A 25,801-nucleotide genomic window follows, 5' to 3' on the forward strand; every position below is an offset into this window, starting at 1 on the left:
TGCCTGCCAGGTCTTTTTTATGGATGTTTTTATCTTTGGCACAAAAAGTGTAGAAGTTTGTGAAAATAATTACATTGCAACATATTTCCTTATAGCTTATGCTTCACAAAGCAACTTTTAGCCTTATTATTACACTATCTGTGGGCATTCCCCTGTTTGGACAGATAAAGAATCAGACGTATTCTTATCAGCATTACCAGAAATACAACGATCTGCTATATAGCCCGGATACCCGCTTTCATACTTCTTCAAAACCATTTTTATTCAAAGGAGAACTTTTGTCGCGCTTTGATTCCTTGCATACGACAAATGCGGTAGACTCCCGAAATTGGTTTATGCGCAAGATCTTCAATGAGCATTTGGTAGAGGTGGAAAAAGAGGATCATACGTTTTATCTGGATTTTTTGCCCGACTTTGTTATTGGTGCTGATCTGATCGATTCGGAAAGAAAGAGTACATGGCTCAATACCAGAGGTGTACAGGCAGGTCTGACCATCAAGGATAAATTTACATTTTACACCAATTTTTTTGAAAATCAGGCTGTTTTTCCGCGTTATCTTGATGCATACATCACAGAGAATAAGGTCGTGCCGGGGCAAGGTACGGTAGAGAATCTGGCAGGAGGAAAAAAAGACTGGATGTATGCTACGGCAAGTCTAACGTATAGTTTTAGTGATTATTTTCAAGCCACCTTGGCCTATGACAAAAACCATATCGGGGATGGTTATCGCTCGGTTCTGTTGTCGGATCTATCATCCAATTATACGCATCTGAAAATCACGGGCAATATCGGTAATGTGCAGTACACTTCGATATGGGCATATATGCTGGATCAGAAGAATCCTAGGGTGGACGAGAATCTGGAGAGCGGGCGATACGGCGACGGGATCAAATGGGGAGCTTTTCAATACCTGGACTACAATGCGACGAACAGATTGTCCATAGGCTTTTTTCAAGCCGTAATATGGGCAAATAAGAACCAAGCGGGCTACCGGAACTTTGATTTCAATTACAGTAATCCGGCTATATTTTTGCGTCCGGTGGAGTCTAACAATTCGTCTTCTCCCGACAAGATGTTTTTAGGTTTGAATGCAAAATATAAGGCCCTGCGCAATGTAACGGCTTATGGACAGTTTTTGCTGGGTGAATTTACAGCAAAGGAATTTTTTGCCAACAGAGGGTATGTGCACAACAAATGGGGGGCACAGCTGGGGCTGAAAGGTTATGACGCCTTTGGGGTCAAGAACCTAAACTTCTTGGGCGAGTACAACTTGGTGCGGCCTTATACCTACCAACATTTTACCTCTATTTCAAACTACAGCAACTATGGCGAACCATTGGCGCATCCCCTAGGAGCTAATTTCAGAGAAATGCTGGGTATCGCTAACTACTCCTGGAATCGGTTCGACTTTTCTATACAAGGGACATTGAGCAGATTCGGAACTGATCCAGTAGGAGTGGATATGAATATGGGAGGAAATATTTTTAAGTCCTATCGCACAGCCCCCGAAACGTACGGTAACAAAATAGGGCAGGGCATCAGAAATACGATGTACTATGCGGATGCCCGGGCGGCTTATGTGCTTAACCCCCAGTATAATCTGCGGCTTGAACTCGGCTATACCCAACGTTATCAGCGTATAGAGGAACAACCTGCCCAAAAATCAGGACTGATTACTTTCGGGTTGCGGTCTACTTTTAGAAATTTTTACGGGGATTTTTAAGATTAGCGGAGAAAAGGTTATCTTGCGTTTTTTTAGGATGAAAAAAATATTAATATTAAACGGGCCGAATCTCAATCTCTTGGGTGTGAGAGAGAAGAGTATCTACGGAGATCAATCTTTCGAACAATATTTTGAAGATCTCAAAGCGAGATATGCCATTGTAGAATTATACTATTTCCAAAGCAATAGTGAGGGAGCTATCATAGACAAGTTGCATGAAGTGGGCTTTGACTACGATGGGATCGTTTTGAATGCAGGTGCTTACACACATACGTCTATCGCTATTGCAGATGCCATAGCCGCGATCAAAACACCTGTAGTGGAAGTGCATATTTCCAATGTACATCAGCGGGAGAATTTTAGGCATCATTCGTACCTGTCCAAAAACTGTAAGGGTGTGATCCTTGGGTTTGGTTTGGATGGTTATCGATTAGGGATAGAGGGTTTGTTGGCTTAGCAATAAATAAAAGCTAGTTCGATACCTTCACTGTGAAAGCTACAAAGATGTGCAATACCAATGCGACCACAGCACAGCCTGCCATGACAGCAGCCATAGGCATGGCTGTATTGTTGTGCAGATAGCTGACCAATGCCGATGTCAAAGCTCCCATTCCCATCTGTATACAGCCTAGCAAGGCAGAGGCACTTCCGGCCAGAGCTTTAAATGGTGATAAAGCTAAGGCTGATGTATTGGGAAAGATAAATCCATGCGCCATCAGATAAAAGAATATTAAAGTCAACAATACTGTAAAAGATAAGGTATTCGTGACCAGAGATACGATCATGAGGAGACCGATAAAAGATTGCCCTATATTAGCGATTCGGCTGATTTGTACACTGTTCCATCTTTTGAGCAGCCAACGGTTGATTTGGGTAGCGACAATCATGGCCGACGCGACAAAAGCAAATGCCAGACCATATTCACTTTGGCTCAATCCATAATACTGCTGCATGACGAAGGAAGAACCGGCCAGATAAGCATATAATCCTGCGGAAGCGATCGAACCAACCAGGCAGTAGGATATAAATATTTTGTTGGTCAATACTTCCCTGAACTTGTTTACAACTTGTTTGGGAGCGAGGGATAAGGATCGGTCTCCGGCATAGGATTCAGGTAGAAAAAACTTGGTACACAGTAATATCACGACGGATATGGCAAATAATATGATAAAAATGTAGTGCCAATCGGCATGTCTTAATAGGAAAGCTCCCGCACTAGGGGCAAGAATAGGCGAAATGGCAATGACAAGCATCAGCAGACTGAATACCCTGGCTGCTTCACGGCTCTCGTAATAATCCTGCACCATTGCCCGCGCCGCTACCATACCTGCGCAACTACCCAAGGCTTGCAGAAAGCGAAGGTAAATCAAGTGATCCACATGATGGGCAAATACGCATAGGATAGAGGCCAATGCATAAATGATCAGGCCGATCATCAAAGGCTTCTTGCGCCCGAATTTGTCCAATAGAGGCCCGTAGATCATCTGGCCAATAGCAATACCTACAAAATAACTCGTGAGCGACAATTGTACCTTGTCGACCGAAGTATTGAAATCTGTCGCGATGGTATCGAATGCGGGGAGGTACATATCTATAGAAAAAGGTCCTATAGCGGAAAGTAACCCTAGAATCAGCAATGTAATGTTTTTGTTGGCTTTCATGGAAGATATATAAAAAAGTAGAGACGTTGCATGCAACGTCTCTACCTTATTTTTTGACTGGAGCGGTTGCTGTATTTTTCGGTTTTCGAAACACCAAATAGATACCGGCTAAAATAAAGGGTACACTTAGCAGCTGCCCCATATTGATGAGCATGTTGTCTTCGAAAGCTTCTTGGTTTTCTTTGAAAAACTCAACGATAAAACGGATACCGAACAAACCTATTAGGAAGATGCCGAACAACAGGCCCGGTTTTGGGTTTTGATTTTTGCGGTACAGTATCCACAGGATAACAAACAAGATCACATATCCCACAGCTTCGTAAAGCTGGCCTGGGTGACGAGGAAGCTGATCTTCTTTTGTAAAGACGACTGCCCAAGGTAGATTGGGATCCGCTACTTTTCCGATAATTTCCGAATTGAAAAAGTTCCCTAGGCGCACAAAGGCTCCGGCAAGGGGAACGACCAGGATCAGCCTGTCCGTGATCCATAAAAAGTTTGTTTTCGTCTTTTTGGAATACAAATAGAGGCCGACTAGCAGACCTATTGCTGCGCCATGAGAGGCCAATCCCATAAATCCGGTTAATTTCCATTCACCGTTGACCTGTCGAAAAGGCAAGATCATTTCTAAGGGATGTTTGATGTAATAATCAAACTCATAAAAAAGACAATGTCCCAAACGTGCACCGATCAATGTCCCCAGAAACATATAGATGCTGAATTTGTCAAGGTCTTCTTGTGTCTTGCCTTCCCGTATGAATACTTTCAGCATCAAATAATACGATACGGCAAAGGCGATGAGCCAACAGAGTGAGTAATATCTTACAGCAAAGGAACCGATGGAAAAAAGCTCTTCCTTACCGTCCCAATGAATTGCTTGAAGTATAAAATCCATAGAATTTGTTTTGAGGTGTAAACTTAGATAAATTCCTTTTTATATGCAATATAATTACGTTGTATATAAAAAGAAGTTATCGATCTCTCCTCTGCCTTTGAAAGCTTGTTTTATAGAGGAAATATAAGGTTATAATTAAAAAGTAAAAATTAAAAAATGTAAATCTTAGGCTGGCGCAAGCGTCCGCTTGTGACTTTTTGGGCACACGAAAGGATTATCTATGATGAGCTCGCTCCGCTCGGCTCGTGCGCCATGCCATGTCCGCCTGTGGACCAAAAATCTCTCACGATAGCAGAATAATTTTTGGAATAGAACAATTATTTTTAATTTGTCAAAAAGTACAAGAATATGGCAAAAAAGAGCAGTAAGGAAAAAATAATTAAACCGGTAGTGACCGCAAAATCATTAACTTTTTTTGAAAAATATATCAACAATCCTTCACCTACAGGTTTTGAGTGGCAAGGGCAGCGTCTATGGCTGGACTATCTGCAACCTTATGTAGACGATACCTACATCGATACGTATGGTACAGCTGTCGGAATCGTCAACCCCAAGGCAGCGTACAAGGTCGTGATCGAAGCACATGCAGACGAGATCTCTTGGTTTGTCAATTACATTACCAAAGATGGCTTGATCTATGTCGTACGCAATGGAGGTTCGGATCATCAGATTGCACCTTCCAAGCGTGTGAATATCCATACGGACAAAGGAATTGTCAAGGCTGTGTTCGGATGGCCTGCTATCCACACCCGATCGGGCGAAAAGGAAGAGGTTCCTACCTTAAAAAACATATTTCTGGATTGTGGTTGCACTTCAAAGGAAGAAGTAGAGGAATTGGGTATACACGTCGGATCGGTGGTGACGTATGAGGACGAGTTTATGGTATTGAACGATCGTTATTATGTGGGTCGTGCATTGGACAACAGGGCAGGAGGGTTTATGATCGCTGAGGTGGCTCGACTGTTGAAGGAGAATAAGAAAAAAATACCTTTTGGGCTTTACATCGTCAATTCGGTGCAGGAAGAGATCGGTCTGCGTGGTGCGGAAATGATTGCCAATCACATCAAACCTAATGTGGCTATTGTGACCGATGTAACGCACGATACGCAAACTCCGATGATCAACAAAGTAACGCAAGGTGACCTAGCCTGTGGCAAAGGCCCGGTTGTCTCTTATGCACCTGCCGTACAGATTAACCTCAATAGACAACTGATAGCGGTTGCTGAGAAAAACAATATTCCGATACAACGGCAGGCCTGTTCGCGCTTTACGGGGACAGATACGGATGCTTTTGCGTATTCCAATGGAGGTGTACCATCGGCATTGATCTCTCTACCGTTACGCTATATGCATACCACTGTGGAGATGATCCACAAAGAGGATGTAGACAATGTCATCCGATTGATTTATGAGATGATATTATCTATACAGGATGGGCAGGACTTTAGGACGTTTAGTAAATAGGATAATTTGAAAATGTGAGGATGTAGGAATTTGAAGATGTTTAAAATTTCTGACCACTTATCACTGATAACTAAAAAACAATGAACAATAATCAAAATAACCCCGAAAATCAAGAATTGAGCATAGAGTTGAGTGAAGATATCGCCGAAGGTATTTATTCCAACTTGGCTATCATCACCCACTCCAATACGGAGTTTGTCCTGGATTTTATCCGTATTATGCCAGGCGTTCCAAAAGCAAAGGTTAAATCTAGGATTGTCTTGACACCTGAACATGCCAAGCGCTTATTAGGTGCTTTGCAGGACAATATCAGCCGGTTTGAAAATCAGCACGGGTCTATCGTGACCTCCAAGGATATTCCCTTTCCATTGAATTTTGGTGGGCCAACAGGAGAAGCGTAGGTTATCTATTGTAAGGGCAAAAAATCTTTTGCCCTTACAACAAATAAATATTCTCTTTTTGTAGGTTGGTCTTTTTGCTTTCGTCCCAAATGCTGACCTGTACCTCACCTATATGGGCCAATTTCAACATAAACATACATACGCGGGATTGTCCGATGCCGCCCCCAATAGATTGTGGGAGTTCATTGCTTAGCAACATCTGATGAAAAGCCAACTGAGTGCGTTCAGGGCAATGGCGGATGTCCAATTGTCTTAGGAGAGCTTCCTTGTCGACGCGTATCCCCATAGAGGACAGTTCAAAGGCAGCATTCAATACCGGATTCCAGACCAATATATCTCCATTAAGCCCCTTGTATCCAGCTTCGTTTTCTGTGCTCCAATCGTCGTAGTCTGCTGCACGACCATCATGGATAAAACCATTGGAAAGCTCACCTCCAATGCCGTACAGGAATACAGCACCATACGCTTTGGCTATGGCATTTTCACGTTCCTTGGGTGTGCTGTTAGGGTATCTCTGCAACAATTCTTCCGAAGAAATAAAAGTAATCTGAGATGGCAATACGGCTTTTCTATCCGGATACTGCTGTTCTACTTCTTTCTCAGTTTCGACCAATACATTATATATATGGTTTACTGTTTCTTTCAGATAGCTTAATGATCTTTGTGCAGGGGCGATGACTTTTTCCCAATCCCACTGATCAACGTAGATGGAGTGAATGGGAGAGTAATCTTCATCAGGTCTCAATGCCCTCATATCGGTCACGATACCTTCTCCTTCTTCGAGTTCCAATTCTTTGAGCCGTACACGTTTCCATTTAGCCAATGAATGTACGACCACGGCTCGCTGTTCGTCCAATGACTTGATAGGGAAAGCTACAGGACGTTCTATTCCGTTTAGATCATCGTTTATTCCCGTTCCGTCCAATACGACGAGTGGAGAGGATACAGGTATCAGGTTGAGGGCTTGTTTCAGTTTAGTCGAAAAAGTGTCCTTAACAAACGTAATGGCTTGTTCTCGTTTCAATAAGTTGCGTCCCATGTAATTTCCTCAAATTAAGCTTATATACTTTATTGATTGGCGCTGCTGTAAAATTTGTAAAATATTTCTGCAAATGTAGTCAAAATGACAATGAAAACGAATTATTGACGGGATATTTGAAAAATAAAATGGAATGGCCTGATAGCATGCAGATTTCATAAATCTACCCGCTATCAGGCGAGGTATTTTTATACCGAAAAACTCTCCCCACAGGCACAGGTACGGGAGGCATTGGGATTGTGGAATTCAAAACCTTTACCGTTCAGTCCGTCCGAATAGTCCAGCTCTGTACCGGCCAGATACAAGTATGATTTGATGTCAAGACATATCTTGATACCCTTGTCCTCAGAGAACTGATCTCCTTTCTTTTCTTCGTTGTCGAACTGCAACCTATAGGACAGACCGGAGCAACCACCGCTTTCTACGGCAACCCTTACGAAGTAAGTATTGTCATATTGCTCATTTTGCATGATCTGTAGGATACGTTCCTTTGCTTTATCTGTGATGGTTACCATACTTTATACCTTAACAATTATTATACAAATTTCGGAATAATACTTTGAAAGTAGTGTAAGCCGTATGTAATAAATCTTTTGACTTTGTACGAGATGAGAAACATGATCTGTACTAAATTTTGTTTTCGCATAACCTTTGGTACCGAATACTTGTTATGAAATGTCCATGATTGCAAAACACAAACACGAATGAAAATAATCTGGACATTCCATATGGCCTTTAAAGAACAAATTATTTACATATGAAAAACATATGACATCCCGATTCTGCAATACCTAAAAAGGCTTTACTCTAGTAACCCTGCTTTGTACATTTGCCAGATGGGAGATTGCGATCTGATCTTGAGTACCGTTTCCTTTACGTCATTTATGACCTGCTCTATTTCTTCTTGGGTATTGTATTTTGAAAAGCTAAAACGTAGGCTACAAAAGGCATCTTCGTCCGATAGGCCCATGGCTTTCAGTACGTGTGAAGGATCGCGGTCACCAGACACGCAGGCCGAACCTGAAGATATAGCAACATGGGACAGTTTGGTCATCAGCTCTGCGGAGCGGACATGTCTGAACAATACATTGCTTGTGTTGTACAAGCGTGGAGAGGTGGTTGCATGGATATGTACCTCTTCGATATCCCGAAGGATAGACTGCTCAAAGAAATCTCTCAACGATCGTATTCTCTCATTTTCACCTGAAGCAGAGGCTGCGGCTTTGCCCAATCCGACTATATTGGCGACAGGATAGGTTCCGCCACGCAGCCCATGCTCCTGTTTTCCGCCGTGCAATAGTGGACTGATCTGTATGGGTTTGCTTTTTCGGCGGACATAGAGCGCGCCTATTCCTTTGGGACCGTGAAATTTGTGGGCGCTCAGACAGAGGATGTCGATCGGGCAAAGGGAGAGGTCCAGGGAGGCTTTGCCTACATATTGTGTAGCATCGCAAAAGAAAAGGACGTCTTTTTCCTGACAGATATGAGCGATTTGCTCGATCGGGAATAATACGCCCGTTTCGTTGTTTGCGGCCATCAATGTGACCAATATGGTGTCCGGTCGGATAGCTAGAGACAGCTCATTCGGGTTTATTTGCCCATTGTCACCTACGGGAAGGTAGGTGATGTCTGCTCCTTGACGTTCCAGGTATTCGCAGGTATTCAATACGGCTTTGTGTTCGGTCTGGCAGGTAATGATGTGTTTGCCTTTGATCCGGTATCGCTCATAGATACCTTTGATGACCATATTGATGGCTTCCGTAGATCCACTTGTGAAGATGATTTCGTTGTCTTGTACTTGCAACAGCTGTGCCACTTGATAACGGGCCTTTTCGATGGCTTGCTTGGCATTCCTGCCCAATTTGTGCTGTATACTAGAGGCATTGCCGTACTCGTCCCTTAGATAGGGGAGCATAGTTTCCAGTACCTCTTCGCTCAATCGGGTAGTTGCATTATTGTCCAAGTAAATCATAGGATAAAGTTATTTAAAAAATTGGGTTAATGGAAAGACGATTACAGCAATAATATTATACATTTGTGTCTTAAGGTTAGTACTTATGGAAAAACTTGAGCAGAGTATTGAAAAATGGATCGACTTGTTCATGATGAAGGTGCCGAGCATTGCCGTGGGACTTCTTATTATCTTTGTCGGTCGTTACCTTGTCCGTTTTGCATTGAAACTGGTAGAGCGTCGCTTTGACAGAAGGCATATAGACCCTTCCGTTCGTTCGTTTGTCTCCAGTCTGATCAGATTTGCGCTGTATGCCCTGCTGCTCCTTACGGCGGCCAACACGATGGGGATACAGACCACCTCTTTTATAGCTGCTATGTCTGCCTTTGGCTTAGCCGTTGGAATGGCCTTGCAGGGAAGTCTGTCCAATTTTGCCGGAGGTGTATTGATCTTATTGTTCCGGCCATTTGAAGTCGGGGATTATGTGGAGAGTGCCAATGGTTCGACGGGTGCGGTAGAACGTATAGACATCCTATACACCACAATGATCAATGACGATGGTATCCGTATCTTTAGCCCTAATGGCACGTTGGCCAATTCGGTGATCAAAAATTTTACCAAGATATCCTCCCGACGTATGCAATTCTCATTTTTGGTATCCTATGATGTCAATATGAAACTAGCTAGGGAGACTATTCTATCCATACTGTCTGATGACAAACGGATATTGGATACCCCCAAGGCAACAGTTCATGTAGGGGATCTTAAAGATGGCGGTGTCGTCATGACCGTCAGAGCTTGGGCTGCTCGAGAGAATTTTTGGGCCACAAAGTATGAAATTGCTGAACGCATCCAAGAAAAATTGGATGGAAAAAATGTTGTGTTCCCACAAGCGAGCATCAAGGTGCTGCCCCATGAAGATTAGGGTACCCTATCCTAGCGAATGGATCAATACATAGTAACGATAAGCGACAATTCCCTGTTGGAGCTTGCTGAGCGTGGCAGGGTCTTTTCGACTGTATTTGGGTAGTACAATCTTATTGATCGTGTTCAGAAGTTTGAATAAAGACTTTTTCATGCCGATACCTTAATCTTATAAATATAGGTAAAGAAATACAAATTTCTTATGTTATATTCATAAAATATGAATTAATGTATTGTTTATGACCTATTTTACCGGATGTCTTGCCCAACGTATAGTTAAGTATCTGTTCGTAATTAATTGATATTATTTTAGTCTCCGATATTTTTTATAAAACCACATAGGAACATAGTCTTTAAATCGTCTAAAACATGGCATAGACGCCCAAGGGCATTGTGATAGTGTCATAACTTGTCCGCCTACTGGCGGATAGGCTATGTTTGAAAACTTGTTTTCCTATATAAACTTCCGCTTTTAAAGTGCAAGCGCATAAAATTTCTATGTGGTTTCATCTTTAGTGAGAAATTTGTTATAAACTATTTTGGAACACTTACTTATATGATTGATCCAAAAATTTGATTTATCGGAAACAAAAAAGCATCTGCACAGTTATAAGGGAAACAGTTTTTTATGACTTTGCATGTAGTAAGAAAAAATATCTATTTCATGCCCGACTCCAAAAGGGTGCTGGCACGTTTTTTTAGCGTGAGCGAACAACGTGCTATCAAGATTGTAAATCGTATCCTGGGTATGGACAAACAGCAGAAAATAGATACCCTTAATAAACTTTTGCGCAACTTTTCTAAGCGTCATCGCAGTGTGATCGGTATTTGGGAACGAAACCACAAGCGAATCGCCCATATTCTGCAGATGACCGATGCGAAGGAGGGTGATATTTCACATAAGGACAAGCTACTGATCGGTGCACATTTTACCATGGAATACTCTATCGAGGCAGCTGCTTTTTTTAATCCTTCTATCGTCGAATCGCCTGATCAAACGCAGTTGAAAGATGACGAAAAAAGAGTAGTGTTGAGCTTTAGGGCTATCGGTGAAGGGCATGTGTCCTCTATTGTTTTCCGTTCAGCAGTCTTGGATAGCAACCTGGATATGCATGTTGAGGAGGTAGGTCACCATTTGGAAAAACCCAGGGTGTTCAAAAGCTATCGATACCGGAAGAGTGATTTTATCGAAAAATTGGCTCAACTGCATGAAATGGACAAGGAAATGATGGGTATCATTCAGGCCAAACTGACAGATACCTTTACGTATGAAGAACTTCGCCGTTATGTCAATGAGATCATCCAAGAAAATGTATTGAATCCAGATAGCTTGACCTTGATGACGCAGATCATGTGGTTGGCCTCTTCGCATTATGATATTACCTATTCGTTAGATACGGCTATTTCCGAAAGGGTTATATTCCCAATTGTAGATACGGAGAAAAATGGAATCGAAGATGCGCGTTTTGTGCGTTTTACAACAGAAAAAGATAAGGTGATCTATTATGCGACGTATACAGCTTATGATGGTTTTACCATTCTGCCGAAATTATTGTCAACGAGAGATTTTGTACATTTCAAAATACAGCCCATCAATGGTAAGATTGCCAATAAGGGTGCGGCTCTTTTTCCTCGAAAGATAAATGGAAAGTATGCGATGTTGTGCCGGGTTGACGGTGAAAACAACTATATAGCCTTTTCTGAGGATATCAATAATTGGCAACAGGATATTACATTATTAAAAGAACCCGAGTATCCCTGGGAGTTTGTACAGTTGGGTAACTGTGGATCGCCAATCGAAACCGACAAGGGGTGGTTGGTCCTGACACATGGTGTAGGTGCGATGCGTGAGTATACGATAGGTGCGATCCTACTGGATATAGATGATCCCACCAAAGTGATCGGTAAACTTAGGGAGCCTTTGCTATCTCCAAATAGAGAAGAGCGTGAAGGGTATGTACCTAATGTAGTATATTCCTGTGGGCAGATGGTACACAATGAACATTTGATTATACCGTACGCTATGTCGGACTATGCTTCTACGTATGCTACGGTCAATATGAATGAATTGTTGGCAGCATTGATGGAAGGTGGTGCGGACTAGCAAAACCCGTAGCAACTGTACAGATAAGATAACCAAAAGCTGATTGTGCTTTCCGCTCCCTGGTTCCGGTTTATACCGTGGCTATCCAGTCCATCGCAACACCCTTTCGATTGTGGGTCGTATAAGCTAAGGCCGAGTTCATTTGCGCCAAAGAACCAACGGAAGGAGGTTAACATCTTATCCAGATACTTCTCCTCACCTGTGATTTCATAGAGTTGTTTGTATAGTAGAATAGTCGACGGGAGTTCGATAGGTTGCTGGCCAAATCTACTTCGTGTGCTGCCCTGTATAAACCAGCTTTCATTGCCTATTACCGAGAGATGCTCGCGTTCGAAGTACAGTGAATCTAGAAAATAAGCACTTTGCCTACCCACATCAAGCAATGTGTTGTCTTGAAGGGTACATGCGGCTCGTAGTATGCTAAGCGGAAGTATAGCATTATCATAAGATACTATTTTTTCATACCAGGGCCAGTTAGGAGAGGAGGCTTTTTGATATTCATCCAGCATATAGTGTGCCATCTGCTCGATGATCTCCTGCACTTCTTCGTCCTTTGGATACGATGTTGCATAATACATCAGTCCTAATAAACTATAAGCGACAGCTCTTAAAGAGCGCAAGGTGTTGATGTGGCGTAGTGCGGGACGGAACAGTTCCTGTACCAGTGGGTGAAATTGCGCCTGCTGACTGGTTTTCAGTAAGTAGCCGAGCCCCCATATCGTCCTTCCGAAGCTGTCTTCGGTACCCTCTTCGTCTAAAAATACATGGTCAAATGACAAGAAATTTCTAAACTTTCCGTTTCCCAGTTGCATATAATACAGGTAAGCCAGATATGTCGAGATAAGTTGTTCCAAATGGACCGAAGGTTTTTTTTCGTGAGCCATCACGACTAGTAATAGAGCCCGAGCATTGTCATCCAAACAATATCCATGGTGATAATTTGGGGTTGAATACTTGGCATGTTGCAGGATGCCGACCTGGTTCGTGAGGCGATATATATGCATCAGGTCGAATGCGGGCAAATCCGGGATTATATCGTGGAGTAATTTTTCATCCCATATTTCTGAAGCATATCCCTCGTGCCGATTAAAATGACGAGATCCTAAAATCATATCCACAATAAAAAAAATTAAGAGTACAACCTTTTGTGACTAACTGAAAATATAGGTGAAATATTCTCCTTTAGGCTTTCTGTTAGTGTATTTAAATTTATAGAAAATTCCTTGTCTTCCGGTTTTAGCGATTCTAAAAGTGCCAAATGCTGCTTTCCTATATTTTTCCAACATATTTGTTTACCATACGCTGCCGCATTTTTACGGTATTTGGCTAGCAGCGTCGGATTTTCCAACAATTGATTGATTAAATCCGCAAGTTGGTGTGCATTTTTAAAATCAAACAGCAACCCTCTATTTTCCGTCAGTAGATCTCTGGCATACCAATATGGGGTTGAAATGACTGCTGCTCCCGCACCAATGGCAAAGGACAGTGTTCCGCTACTGATCTGCTGTTCGTTTGGATAAGGCGTTACGTAGATGTCACAGGCACTCAAATATTGCTTGAGCAGGGCCTCGGACGCAAAGCAATTGATGAATTTAACCTTATCCGAAATACCAAGATCCTTGGTCTTCTGGATCAAAGATGCACGGTAGCTTTCACCTTCTTCACGTAGTATGTTGGGGTGTGTCGATCCTAGGATTATATAGACGAAATTGTCATCGTGTACAGAGGCTACTGCTTCGATAGCTGTTTCGAAGCCTTTGTTTCGCCCCAGAAATCCAAAGCTCAGCATGATTTTTTTGTCCGGATAGCCTATGCTCTTTTTGGCGTTATGCTGGTCATAGGAGAAGTCGGGTACACCGTGCGGGATCAATTTGATCTTATCTTCGGGGACACCGTATATATCCCGTACCATAGTGATGGCCCTTTGTGTCATTACCGTGACTTTGTGGCTCCTTTGTGTAAGATGTTGGAGTACGGCTTTTTCACTGTCAGTTGGATTTTCCAATACAGTGTGAAGGTTGCTTATTAAGGGCAGGTTCAGGGACTTTGCTAAAGCAAGGACATAGTCGCCCGAAATCCCTCCGAAGATACCATACTCATGCTGGATGATACAAGCGTCGTAGGTGGCATTGATATATCGAGCGGCAGCTATATAACATTTTAAGTTATTCTTTTCGATCACAAAATCTACCTCTTCGGGAAACAACTTTTCTGTACCATCAGAGATAGCGATGATGCCATGTCGATGTGTTGAAGACTTCGTAATAGACCGAAAAAGGTCTTGTGTAAATGTAGCGATACCGCACTGCCTTGGTGGGTATGTTCCGATTATAGCTGTTTTCATAGATATGACAATAAATCTTTCGTATTATACTTGCCTGTTAGAGACTTCAATTATACGTTCCGTGCATATGAACAAATAAAATGGAATTTTGTTGAACCCATATGATGATTTATGAAAAACATCTGGATTATAATGTTTTGCGCCTGCGGTGTTCGGCTCTGTTTGGAAAGCTTGAGAGGTATCTGCTATCAGAGGGGACATAGATTGTTAAAATTCTTCCATATATAAGATTTTTCCTTTACTTTCGCTACGAAAGTAAATAAATAGGTGTGGTCGATAGTCGTCTTTAATACTAACCCAAAATATGGCTGGATATTTTGAAAAACCTTTACGAGAAAAAGTGGATTTGTCAAACGAACAGATGTTTAAAGAAGTGTTTGTTGGGTATTTTGCTCCTTTATGTGTTTTTGCCCAAAAATATGTAGGCAATTTTCATGATGAGGATGTAGTGTCGGCTGTTTTTTCGAATATGTACCAAAAGAAAATGGTATTTGACAGCAAAGATGATTTTGTATTCTACCTATATAGGAGTGTAAAAAATAAATGTCTGGACACACTCAAGTCCGACAACCGTATGGTAAATCGAAATCAAGTGTATTCGGAAGAACTGGAGCACGAAGATTTTTTTAACGATATCGTAGAGAATGAAGTGTTGGCCGAGACGTACCGTGAAATCCAATCTTTGCCGGAATACAATAAGCGGATCATCGAATTGAGTTATTTTGAAGGCTTTAGCAATCAAGAGATTGCCGATGAATTGCAGTTGTCCCTTCAGACTGTCAAAAATTATAAACGAAATGCCGTAGCCAGTTTGCGGACAGCCCTTGTTCGAAAGGCCATATTGAGCTTGCTTTTGTTTATCGGTATTTATCTATTTAAAATGGATTTTTAGAGACTTTCGAAGTCTATAAGGTTACATTTTTACTTTTTTTATTTTTTTAGAGTACTTTTTGACGACGGTGTCGTTTTGATAGTGTATTGGTCGAATCAGAACCTAAATATAAACTCTACTAATAATAATGAAGCAAAATACGCCTTATCATAATTATTCCATTTACACTATTGTGTCTCTTATCCGTAAGGCAAAAAAGGGAGATTTGACCGAAGAAGAACTTCTGACATTGCACCAATGGATCAATCGCAATCCTCGAAACCGGGCATTGTACAATCGTTTATTGACCAAAGATCAAATCAATGAGTTGGAAGGGATGTTGGCAAAGGATACGTTGGGAAGGTATACACAATTAATAGAGCGGGCCAGAGCCAAAAAAGTCAAGCGCTTGGTTACGTACACGAGCATAGTAGCTGCAGCTTCGATCATTGTTTATTTATTGTTTGTTCCGCTTTTTGAAGATTCTGTCGATTTGAATAAGGAACTGGTATCCATCCCCGATATGGATGAATCCGATATGATTACCTTGCATACGGGTGATTTTCGTGAGGGTTTGGTGGTCAGGCAAGACAGTGTATACGAGGTATCTTCACTCTTGCGTGAAGTCAGTACAGATGCGCCCGAAGCGGATGGCCTGGAGCCTGTAGTGATCCGTACACCTATTGGAAAGACGATAGCCTTCAAGCTGTACGATGGTAGTACGGTGTACCTTAACTCGAACTCGCGGCTGTTTTTTTACAATCAAGATGATCTTCAAGGTGAGCGTCGTGTCCAGTTGAGCGGTGAGGCCTTTTTTGAGGTTGCAAAGGACGAAAAACGACCTTTTATTGTAGAGAACAATGGTAGAGAGATCAAAGTGCTGGGTACTTCGTTCAATGTCAACGGTTATGAGACACATGACAAATTCAAGCTTGGCTTGGCTACCGGTAGGGTCGAGATCAGTATCAAGGACATCGGTTATACCAAGGTACTGACGCCGGGACACGAATTGACGTATGACAAGACGAAAAACAAGGTCGTACAACGTGCACAAGACATTCATCGTATGGGCCTTTGGAGAACAGGTGTCTATGTTTTTGAAGATGTATCCATCGTGGAGCTCACGAAGGATATGGAGCAAATGTACCCTATCCATTTTGTGTATGAGGGAGATATGCCTAAACATCTGTTTAGCGGTGAGATATCCCTAAAGGAAGAATGGAAAAAGGTATTAAACAAATTAGAAATGACGAATAGAGTACGGTTTACTATCGAAGGTAATAAGGTCACCGTGCGAAGGCATCAAGAAAATAACGTAGAAAATAATTAATCAGTATCAATAAAACTATCATCAAATTTATGAAGAGAAGTAGTGCTATTACGAGGGGAGGATGGGTCAAAAACCGATTTCTACGGAAACTGTCCTCATCGTGTTTTGCCAAAGGGTACGGATATATGTCACTCAAACAGATGCAATGTCTTGTTTTGTTTGCATTGATCCATCTATTCATGTCCTCGGCTATACCGGCGCAGATCGTCACGATCAAGCAAAAAAGCGTGACGTTAAAATCATTTATGGATTTTATCACGCAAAAGAGCAAGTATAGATTTATCTATACGGACAATGATCTGGTCTTGGCCAAACGAAAAGATCTATTCATTGAGAATACGGAAGTAGAAAAGGTGTTGGGCATTTACTTCAAAGATCAACCTTTAAACTACAAGATCGTAGATCGCAATATTGTCATCAGTCCAAGAAGTACCAAACCTTCTGGGGCTACATCTTCAGGCACAAAACCTCCGACTGCATTAGCGCAGGCTTCTGTCCATGGAAAGGTATTGTTGCAGTTGGGAGATAAGCAGGAGACGGGTGTAGGGGTTACCGTCACAGTAAAAGGGACGAATAGACGAGCTTTTACCAATGATCAAGGTAACTTTACGATCAACGCCAAAACGGGTGATATACTTGTATTTACGTATTTGGGTTACAGTACACGGGAGGTGAAAGTCGCGTCGATATCAACAGCAATCAATATCACGCTGCAGGAGGACGTTGTAGGGTTGGATGACGTTGTCGTCACCGGATACCAGGTACAGGAAAAAAGAACAATCACGGGCTCTATGTCCCAGATCAAAGCGGAAGATTTTGAGGGTATGCCTATACAGTCCTTTGACCAGGCTATGCAGGGTCGGATGGCGGGGGTTCTGGTACAAGGTGTATCCGGTGTACCCGGCGGCCCACTCAAAGTAGAAATCCGTGGACAAGGTTCCATCTCTGCCGGAACCAATCCATTGTATATCGTGGATGGAGTGGAGATCAACTCTGAAGACGCGGCCACCAACATCAATGCTGCCAATCCACTATCTTTTTTGAATCCGGATGATATAGAATCCATAGAAGTCTTGAAAGATGCGGCGGCGGCCTCAATCTACGGTGCGCAGGCTGCCAATGGGGTGGTGTTGATCACGACCAAATCCGGCAAAGCGGGCAGTACCAAGTTCAGTGCGGAGTATTATACAGGTATGACTTCACCTATTCAATTGTTGCAGGTCATGAACACACAGCAGTATCTGACGGTACGGATGGAGGCTATGGCCAATTTCAACCCGGCCTGGTCACCCGAGAGAGTGCGTTCTGAGGTATTGGCCGAAAGCCAGTTGCCTGTGACGATGACAGATGCAGAGATTGCTGCTCTTCCATCTTATGATTGGCAGAACGAGGCTTACCAAAACGGGCAGGCACATAATGTGCTGATGACGATGTCTGGAGGAACGGAAAAGACAACTTTCCGTCTGTCGGGTTCGTACAATGCGACTGAAGGGAATGTCATCGGTAACAATTTCAACCGTGGAACAATGAACCTACGGGTTAATCACGATATCAATCGGAAAATGAAATTACAGGCTACGAGTAATCTCAGCCATATCGTACAGAATGGTAGTTATCGTTCGTGGGGGTCTTATGCGTACCTGTCTTCTCCGCAGTTTACAGCACCTTACATGCTTCCGTTTCTACCTATCTACAACGAGGACGGAAGTTTCAATGCACCTGTAGAGCGGTTCCCAGGAGGATATCCATACAATGCGATACAGGTGACAGACGTGAATACGCAACAGTCTAGAACGGCGAATTTGCTGACTAACTTGCGGTACACGTACGACATCACGAAGACATTAAAGTTTGAATCACGCTTGGGGCTGAACTATCGTATCTTGCGTACTGAATTTTATATAGACCCTCGTACACAGGAAGCTTATGCAAGACAGGGGTACAAATCATTTAGGGTACAGCCGTCGACGACTTTTACGACCTCACATACATTGGCTTACAATAAATCCATTCGCAATACACACAATATCAATGCTTTGGTTGGTGCTGAGTTTAGGGATTATCAACTATATAGGGCTTCCGGTACATCCGAAGGCTTCCCTTCCTACCAGTTTAGATATCTATCCGCAGCCTCTACGATATTGGGCGCAGAAGAAACCTGGTTTGGCAATAGGCGCTTGGGCTTCTTCTCCCAGGCCAACTACAACTATAAGAAAAAGCTGATGTTGAGCGGAGTACTTCGCTACGATGGATCCTCCAGATTTGGTGCAGACAATCGTTTCGGACTATTCCCCTCGGTATCTGCCGGCTGGGATATGGCACGTGAGCGGTTTGTCAGAAATATCAGCTGGTTACAGCAGTTGAAACTTAGGGCAAGTTACGGAGTGACCGGAAATAGTGAGATTCCTAACTTTGCTTCGCTCTCTCTGTGGAATGGTTCGGGATCCTATGGTGGAGAACCCGGTACACGGACCACACAGATAGGTAACTCCGATCTGAGATGGGAAAAAAGTGTAACCTCCAATATAGGTGTTGATTTTTCTGCTTTCAGAAGGCGTTTGTATGGTAGTGTGGAGGTTTATAACAGAGAAAGTACAGATCTCTTACTCAATACACCATTACCCTTTACCAGCGGGTTTGCCAGTGTGTTCCGTAATACAGGAGCAGTGCGCAACCAAGGATTGGAGGTCGAACTGAATTCAGATATCATTAAGAAAAGGGATTTCAAATGGACTTCTAGTTTCAATATTTCTTTTCAAAGGAATAAAGTCCTCAGACTGTATCGAGGGATCAGCGAAGATGCAGATGGTACCGATGAGGAAGAGTTTGAAGAAACAGAAGTTACCGTCATGCCAAACAATTCCGGGATTCGCGTCGGTTATCCGTTGCATACCAATTTTGTTGGGCAATATGCCGGAGTCAATGCCGCAACAGGTAGACCCATGTGGTGGTTTGGCGAAGATAGGATCAGCTATGCCCCTGGATCACAAGGTTCTACAAGTTATACACCATACGGTCGTGGCAATCGTCTCTCAGACTACTACGGTGGTTGGACCAATAAATTTACGTACAAACGATTGGAATTGAATGTGTTCTTCCAGTATGATATGGGTAGGGAATTGTACAATAGTACAAACCTACGCCTATATAGGAACGGAGAGGCTGTTCATAATACTTCGTTGCGTGCTTATGAGCAACGTTGGTTGACCCCCGGTCAGGTTACGGCGTTTCCGAGACCGATCAACGGTGGGGTAGAGCCTCTGTCGATCAGTCATACATCAGCCTCTTCACGATTCCTCGAAGATGCATCCTACATCCGTCTCAAGCAAGTGGGACTGAGCTACAAGTTTGCACCGAAAACGATCAGTGCATGGAAAATGAGCAGATTGGAAGTGTATGCACAGGCCGTCAATCTGTGGACACTTACCAAGTGGAGAGGGTACGATCCGGAGTTCTATATCGACGACTCGAATTTTGATTCGAATATCGGCCAGATCCCGATGTCCAAAGTCGTGACCATGGGAGTGAGGGTAGGATTTTAATGAAACAAGATTAAGATAGAAATGAAAAAGATTACATATATATTGGGTGTTTGGATAGCGGTCAGCATCTTGACCAGTTCTTGTTCAAAACTTCTTGATGTGAAACCGGTAGACGCGATCGATGCCGCGACGAGTCTGGTCGAAGAGCAGGATTTTAATACAGCTACGGTAGGATGTTATTCCTACCTGCGGGAGACGCCTCTTTACGGAAGGCAACTGATTGTGTACCCCGAACTGTTGGGCAACAATGCCCATCATCCCGGCCATGTGACCAACTTACTTACTTTGTCCAGAAATGCACGTGGGCAGCACATGAGTCCGTGGCAGCGGGCTTATGAAGCCATAGCGCAGATCAATATCGTGCTGGATCAATTGCCTAACTTTAAAGGAACTGAGAAGAGCCGTAAAGGAATCAGAGGTCAACTGTTGTTTTTGAGAGCACTGTATTACCATATCGTGGGCAAAGTGTACAGCTACGAGCCCGGCCATACGGTGAGTGCCTCACGCAATAGAGGTACGGTTCCTTTACACACAAAAGCTGTTTACAGTTATACGGGTAGTCAAAATCTGGGCCGTGCCACGCAGGCAGAGTTTTATGCATTTCTGTACTCGGAGCTAGAGGAAGCTTATACCTTGCTGGTGGAGGCAGAATATAACCGAGCACCTTTCTTTGCTTCGCCGGCCGCCGTAGCCGCACTGTTTTCACGGGTATGCCTGTACAACGGTGATTGGGAGAATACCGTGAAATGGTCCACTATTGCCATCGAGTCCGGTGTGGGCAGATTGTCGACCAATGCGACCTATGTAGCGGATTGGAGAGCGGCATCGCATCCCGAATCTCTCTTTGAGGTCGAGTTTAGGATAGATCAGAATGTCGGGGTCAACTATGCGCCCCGTGCGGATTTTACGAATAGGGTAGATTTGGAAACTACAGCACCCAATGGCCGTGGTATCGGGCGTGTCTCGAACGATCTGATGGCATTGTTTTCATCGGAAGGGGATAATGATGTTCGCAAGCAGTTGATTATGAAAGGTCTGGGTACCCGTTCCAACGATGACCAAATGACCAAGTTCCTGAGCCGCGGTGGGACGCCTAACCTGGACAATATCCCTGTGGTACGGCTCTCGGAAATGTATCTCAATAGGGCAGAAGCATATGCACAGATAGACGGAGAAGAAACTGCAGCTATAGCAGATCTCAATCTCATTCGTACCCGGGCAGGATTGGCCAATGCTGTAGGTCTGGAAGGAGATGCGTTGATCGATGAAATACTCAAGCAGAGAAGGTTGGAACTGTGTTTTGAAGGACACAATTGGTTTGACTATAAAAGACGGGGCCAAAATATTGTTAAACCCGATGGTACGACACTGAACTTTACGGATTATCGGATATTGTCCCGTATCCCGTGGAGAGATGTGAGAGCTGCTTCTCTGATGAGACAAAACTATAATTACTAAAATGAAAAGAAATAGTCGAGATATGAAAAGGTTGATGATATACACCATCTGCGCCCTGACAACCTTATTGACGGGGTGCTTCAAGGACTACGAAGAGCGGTATCTCTTTTCGGAGAACCGCATTGAATTTGAAGATGCGGTAACCAATGGCAATACTAGCGGTAAGACCTTTCCGATATTGGGTCCCATTCCGGCAGAAACAGGAAAATACAAATTTAGGGTCAATATGACAGGTGCACATTCGGATCAGGATAGGATTATACCCTTTCGGATCGTACCGGAGGAAACGACAGCCGTTGAAGGTAGAGATTATGCTTTTCCACATGGGAGAGACTTCGTTATTCCTGCCAACAGTAGTTTTGGTTATATCGAAGTGGAGCTTTTGCCTGATGGAAGCGGGATGCCGACTTTGGTCCTAGAGCTATTACCCAGAGATGATATGAAAGTGTTGGATCGCTATCATAAGATAGGGCTTCGGTTTCTATACCAATTGACAAAACCCGATCCGGACAAGATACAGCATATCAATGATATCATATCATATTCGGATTTCCTGATCGGTGCCCATAGCAATCAGAATATTGGGAATTTTGTGGACTTCAATACCCTCAATGTGTATGTACGTGCTGGGGCAGAGGTCAACTCGCAACACATTGACGTTGGATTGATGAACGGATCCACAACAGGTATGAACTTTTTGATGCCGGGCTCTACGGCCTGGAGTTCTTGGTCAGGTTGGGGAACTATCCCGGCGACATGGCCGCACTTGAATACGGGAGAAATCATGCGTGTCATTGATCCGGATCAAGGGGAACTCGATATGTTCCAAAATGCCAGCAGTGTAGCCGATCTACTGGCTATCCATGGCTATTTTTCGGCAACACTCTCCACGCGCCCAGGGTACAATGCGACCAACGATGGTCCGGCGATGCGGATCAGGCATCTCACACCGGGTCAGCTGGTCATAGTGTATTCGGCCGACCGGAAGAATGTGACTGTGATGCGGATAAAAAGTACTGTTCCGGCCAATACGGGAGAGATCGTGGTCGATGTCAAGACCGGTCAGTTTGATCCCGATAATAGAATCAAGACGGATCTTTTGACCCTTGAGGAATTGAATACAACGCGTCCGAACGGATTGGTGGATCTGGCAGGTATTAATAGCTACGGTTTTGACAACGCACAGACGACTATGGAAAGGACAAGTACTGATTTTGCGTATTTGTGGAGCTCGTCATCAAATGCGAATTTCATAGCTATGAATAATACAGGCTTTAGTGGTTGGGCTAGTATCAACAATATTGTTACCACATGGTCTACAGCCGAACGTAATCCGGGCACATTTGTCCAACTGTCCAATCCTACAGCGGCAGAAATACTCACTGCGGCGAGGATCACGAACAGAGCACAACTGATCGATGCCTATAATCAAGCAGAGGCAGATGTGGCATCCCGACCCGGCTATAATGCGACCAACGATGGTCCGTCGAGCCGTGTTCGGGAAATAAAAGCAGGTAGTGTTATCTATTTCAAGTCCGGCAGTTCGGGGCGGGATCTGTATTCGGTGATGATCGTGAGAAGCTTGAATACAGCTTCTCCCAGAAGAATGGAGTTATTAATCAAAAGTGATCTGAACTAACGATGAGAAAGAATCTAAATAAAATAGGTACAGCTTTAATGCTCTTATTGGCGTTTGGCTGTAAGCAGGAGATGTTTATAGACGACTTAGGATCTTTTGATCCCAATTCAAACCTACCCCTGTATGAAGTACAGCTTTCACGTCCCGGAAACGAGGATGGAGAAGTGTACCTGGATATCAGCACCGGGGCAGTGTACAACTATGCGGATGCCGTGGAGCAGCCCGAAAAAATAGATATCATCATGCAGTGGAGCGCAACCACGTCCTCGAATATCGTGGCCCCATGGGATATTGAGCATCTCGAAGAATGGGAGAGAGGTGCACGGATCAACGAAGAATGGTTTGTCAAGAACGAGACCCGTTTCATTCGCTTGAAATCTGCTACAGCGGGCCATGAGCTATATGATGGTATCAAGAGTAAGGAGGATATACAACCTGCCTATGAGACGCTCAAGACCTTGGTAGAGAATCAGAGCAATTACGATCCCGAAGTGGATGGCGAAGGTACGGCAATAAGCGACCTTGCCGTGGGTGATATTGTCGGTGTACGTACAGCCAAAAATGTGTACGCGCTGGCTAAAGTACAGGATTTGTCGACCGGTAATACCGGCAACTTGCGGATCAGTTTTAAGATAGACAATAGTAAGGAGGCCAAAGTAGATCCATTGCCTGCTTCGGAGCGTAGAGAGCATTTTGACTTCACGACGGACGAGCTATCGGTCTTAGGGGGAGCAAACTTGTTTGATTTGGCTATAGGTACACAGCACACCGTGACCGAAGGTTATTACAGCCAACATCTGACGGATGCAGCTTTTTATCTAGATGGTAATGGGGTTACTGTATCTTCGATGAGCCGTCCCTTGCCTTTGCTTGGAGAGGATGTACTGGAGGTGGAAAGCGATTGGGAGCAGCGCAACGAGACCCAGTTTATCCGTGTGAAGGCATCGGCCGAAGCCACCTCGCTGTTCAACAGAAGCTATACCAATAGCCTCATACGTGAAGCCTTTGCAAAAGGAGAAGCTATCGTGGGCGCGTACGAGGATTATGACCCGCAAACCTATGGTCCTGCATTGTCTGTCAGTGGCCTTGAACCGGGAGATGTGGTGCTGTATCATGTGGTCTCCAGGAATGTGTACGGTGTCATACTGATTACAGATGTGGGAGCTGATTATGTAGACGGACGTGTCAGAGCGGCTGCTTATGGTAAGACCGATCCGCCAGCGCCGATATTAAAGGAATTTACTTCAGAAGGCAGTACTTCAGGAGCGGCTTATGTAGACTTTAAAAACCAAGTTGTGTATAAAACTGAAGCCGAAGGAAAAGAGCATTGCGCAGATATTGATATTGTGGCAGTAAGGGGAAGTAGTTCTTATCAGAATTTCTACCCATTGGACAATGCTTCGGCTCTTGGTGCTTGGTCAGGTGCCTGGCGGGATAGAGTGGCCACTTGGCCTGTGCGAAATGCTTCTGACATATATAGTTTGGGAAGCGCTTCCGGAGCTTGGGAACTGTACCACAACTTAAGTGAAGACGAGACCATGTGGGATGTCTTTCAGACAGCTACGTCAGGAGTCTCTTCTACGCAGCGTTTGTATCCCATACAACCAAAGGAAGTTATTTTCATTCATAGCAAGGATAGAAATTTGCTGATAGCTGTAAAAGCACTCAAAACCAGTACAGATGCTGTTGGGGTATATCGCTATAAAGTCATTGAATTGTAGGCAGAGGACAGTTGAAAAATAAGAATAGTAAAGAATAAAAACCAAATATATATTATCATGATCAAGAGAATTTTAAGTGTTGTATTAATAACGGTTTTTTCGGTAGGACTTGTGTTGGCACAGGATAATAATAAAGTCAAGAAGTATTTTCTACCGATAGGAGGCCATAACCAGACAGCCGAATATGGCTCATTGATAGATCTTAAGGACGGTAAGACCTATAAGGTAGCCGAGGCGTCCGGACGTCAAGGCGATATCGACCTGTTGTATGCGTTTGGAAAGACAACTCTGGCCAATCTGATGACACCAAATAGCAGCTCCCTCAAGCAATTCGGCCCAAACTATAAAAATAAGGTTGATGGAGAGTGGGAAACCAAAAACAGAGGTATGATGGTGGCTATTAAATCGGACAAAGCAAACAAAAAAATCTTTAAGAAGATAAAGAAGAATGCCGATATCAAAAAACTGTACACTGAAACGGCAAAATCGGTAAAGAGTCTTCCAGATTATAAAGAATTGAGACATGGTCCGGCACGCCGTCTTACACACTTGGAAGAAGGAGATTTAGTTCTATTCAGGAGCCAAAGCAGACAGTTCTATGCTATAGGCTATGTGTCGTCCATCAAAGATGGGGTTAAGGGTGTCATCGAAATAGATTTTAAGGTAACACAGTAGGTTCTCGGATATAACTTTTCCAAAGTTCAAAACTTTGGAAAAGATTTTAAGACTATAAAAA

The 25,801-nt window shown here is 43.5% G+C and carries 21 protein-coding genes; 13 read left to right on the top strand and 8 right to left on the bottom strand.

The genetic code is table 11. The features are described from left to right. Positions 1 to 98 precede the first annotated feature (98 nt). On the top strand, positions 99 to 1,724 hold the full coding sequence (locus G5B00_RS11190) for a gliding motility protein RemB (RefSeq protein WP_163875065.1): 1,626 nt from the start codon (positions 99 to 101) through the stop codon (positions 1,722 to 1,724). A 37-nt stretch (positions 1,725 to 1,761) separates the two neighbouring features. Next, positions 1,762 to 2,181 carry a type II 3-dehydroquinate dehydratase gene (gene aroQ / locus G5B00_RS11195; protein WP_163875066.1) on the top strand — a complete coding sequence of 140 codons (420 nt, stop codon included), beginning with the start codon at positions 1,762 to 1,764 and terminating at the stop codon, positions 2,179 to 2,181. Between the two features lie 13 nt (positions 2,182 to 2,194). On the opposite strand, the gene G5B00_RS11200 is transcribed toward aroQ, so the two are convergent. Both G5B00_RS11200 and lgt read right to left on the bottom strand, forming a co-directional pair. Then, positions 2,195 to 3,385 carry a multidrug effflux MFS transporter gene (locus G5B00_RS11200; RefSeq protein ID WP_163875069.1) on the bottom strand — a complete coding sequence of 397 codons (1,191 nt, stop codon included), beginning with the start codon at positions 3,383 to 3,385 and terminating at the stop codon, positions 2,195 to 2,197. Between the two features lie 46 nt (positions 3,386 to 3,431). Continuing rightward, on the bottom strand, positions 3,432 to 4,277 hold the full coding sequence (gene lgt, locus G5B00_RS11205) for a prolipoprotein diacylglyceryl transferase (RefSeq protein WP_163875072.1): 846 nt from the start codon (positions 4,275 to 4,277) through the stop codon (positions 3,432 to 3,434). 348 nt (positions 4,278 to 4,625) lie between these two features. Here lgt and G5B00_RS11210 point away from each other — a divergent pair, with 348 nt between their 5' ends. Continuing rightward, the gene (locus G5B00_RS11210) at positions 4,626 to 5,741 is read left to right on the top strand and encodes a M42 family metallopeptidase (RefSeq protein ID WP_163875075.1); all 1,116 of its coding nucleotides are present in this window, start codon (positions 4,626 to 4,628) and stop codon (positions 5,739 to 5,741) included. 80 nt (positions 5,742 to 5,821) lie between these two features. After that, complete coding sequence (locus G5B00_RS11215; protein ID WP_163875078.1) at positions 5,822 to 6,142, top strand: DUF3467 domain-containing protein; 321 nt, start codon at positions 5,822 to 5,824, stop codon at positions 6,140 to 6,142. Positions 6,143 to 6,176: 34 nt separating this feature from the next. Here G5B00_RS11215 and asnA read toward each other — a convergent pair whose 3' ends face one another. The 3 genes from asnA to G5B00_RS11230 form a co-directional block, all read right to left on the bottom strand. Further along, positions 6,177 to 7,181: an aspartate--ammonia ligase gene (asnA, locus tag G5B00_RS11220; RefSeq protein ID WP_163875081.1), complete on the bottom strand. Its 1,005-nt coding sequence runs from the start codon at positions 7,179 to 7,181 to the stop codon at positions 6,177 to 6,179. Positions 7,182 to 7,369: 188 nt separating this feature from the next. Beyond that, entirely contained in the window at positions 7,370 to 7,696 is a 327-nt protein-coding gene (locus tag G5B00_RS11225) for a HesB/IscA family protein (protein WP_163875084.1), read from the bottom strand. A gap of 287 nt (positions 7,697 to 7,983) precedes the next feature. Then, positions 7,984 to 9,153, bottom strand: a complete 1,170-nt coding sequence (locus tag G5B00_RS11230; protein WP_163875087.1) for a cysteine desulfurase family protein — start codon at positions 9,151 to 9,153, stop codon at positions 7,984 to 7,986. A gap of 85 nt (positions 9,154 to 9,238) precedes the next feature. On the opposite strand from G5B00_RS11230, the gene G5B00_RS11235 reads away from it, so the two are divergent. Continuing rightward, on the top strand, positions 9,239 to 10,057 hold the full coding sequence (locus tag G5B00_RS11235) for a mechanosensitive ion channel family protein (RefSeq protein ID WP_163875090.1): 819 nt from the start codon (positions 9,239 to 9,241) through the stop codon (positions 10,055 to 10,057). A gap of 6 nt (positions 10,058 to 10,063) precedes the next feature. Here G5B00_RS11235 and G5B00_RS11240 read toward each other — a convergent pair whose 3' ends face one another. Continuing rightward, positions 10,064 to 10,210, bottom strand: coding sequence for a hypothetical protein (locus G5B00_RS11240; protein WP_163875092.1), 147 nt, complete (start codon positions 10,208 to 10,210; stop codon positions 10,064 to 10,066). A gap of 510 nt (positions 10,211 to 10,720) precedes the next feature. Here G5B00_RS11240 and G5B00_RS11245 point away from each other — a divergent pair. After that, on the top strand, positions 10,721 to 12,160 hold the full coding sequence (locus tag G5B00_RS11245; protein ID WP_240894465.1) for a glycoside hydrolase family 130 protein: 1,440 nt from the start codon (positions 10,721 to 10,723) through the stop codon (positions 12,158 to 12,160). On the opposite strand, the gene G5B00_RS11250 is transcribed toward G5B00_RS11245, so the two are convergent. Then, positions 12,157 to 13,272 (bottom strand): hypothetical protein, encoded by a 1,116-nt coding sequence (locus G5B00_RS11250; RefSeq protein WP_163875098.1) that lies wholly within the window; start codon positions 13,270 to 13,272, stop codon positions 12,157 to 12,159. The genes G5B00_RS11245 and G5B00_RS11250 overlap by 4 nt on opposite strands. Positions 13,273 to 13,289: 17 nt before the next feature. Beyond that, positions 13,290 to 14,504: a glycosyltransferase family 4 protein gene (locus G5B00_RS11255; RefSeq protein WP_163875101.1), complete on the bottom strand. Its 1,215-nt coding sequence runs from the start codon at positions 14,502 to 14,504 to the stop codon at positions 13,290 to 13,292. 304 nt (positions 14,505 to 14,808) lie between these two features. Between G5B00_RS11255 and G5B00_RS11260 the strand changes: the two genes are divergently transcribed. The 7 genes from G5B00_RS11260 (at position 14,809) to G5B00_RS11290 (ending at position 25,740) form a co-directional block, all read left to right on the top strand. Further along, a complete protein-coding gene (locus G5B00_RS11260; RefSeq protein ID WP_163875104.1) occupies positions 14,809 to 15,396 on the top strand; it encodes an RNA polymerase sigma factor in 588 nt (195 codons plus the stop codon). Positions 15,397 to 15,523: 127 nt separating this feature from the next. Further along, positions 15,524 to 16,705 carry a FecR family protein gene (locus G5B00_RS11265; protein ID WP_163875107.1) on the top strand — a complete coding sequence of 394 codons (1,182 nt, stop codon included), beginning with the start codon at positions 15,524 to 15,526 and terminating at the stop codon, positions 16,703 to 16,705. 29 nt (positions 16,706 to 16,734) lie between these two features. Then, complete coding sequence (locus G5B00_RS11270) at positions 16,735 to 20,247, top strand: SusC/RagA family TonB-linked outer membrane protein (RefSeq protein ID WP_163875110.1); 3,513 nt, start codon at positions 16,735 to 16,737, stop codon at positions 20,245 to 20,247. A 21-nt stretch (positions 20,248 to 20,268) separates the two neighbouring features. Continuing rightward, a complete protein-coding gene (locus G5B00_RS11275; RefSeq protein WP_163875113.1) occupies positions 20,269 to 21,705 on the top strand; it encodes a RagB/SusD family nutrient uptake outer membrane protein in 1,437 nt (478 codons plus the stop codon). A 1-nt stretch (position 21,706) separates the two neighbouring features. After that, the gene (locus G5B00_RS11280) at positions 21,707 to 23,344 is read left to right on the top strand and encodes a hypothetical protein (protein WP_163875116.1); all 1,638 of its coding nucleotides are present in this window, start codon (positions 21,707 to 21,709) and stop codon (positions 23,342 to 23,344) included. Between the two features lie 2 nt (positions 23,345 to 23,346). Next, the gene (locus G5B00_RS11285; RefSeq protein WP_163875119.1) at positions 23,347 to 25,065 is read left to right on the top strand and encodes a hypothetical protein; all 1,719 of its coding nucleotides are present in this window, start codon (positions 23,347 to 23,349) and stop codon (positions 25,063 to 25,065) included. A gap of 57 nt (positions 25,066 to 25,122) precedes the next feature. Then, positions 25,123 to 25,740 (top strand): hypothetical protein, encoded by a 618-nt coding sequence (locus tag G5B00_RS11290; protein ID WP_163875121.1) that lies wholly within the window; start codon positions 25,123 to 25,125, stop codon positions 25,738 to 25,740. The last annotated feature ends 61 nt before the right edge of the window (positions 25,741 to 25,801 follow it).

Origin of the sequence: Parapedobacter sp. SGR-10, from assembly GCF_011030405.1 — a bacterium.
Lineage (GTDB): Bacteria > Bacteroidota > Bacteroidia > Sphingobacteriales > Sphingobacteriaceae > Sphingobacterium.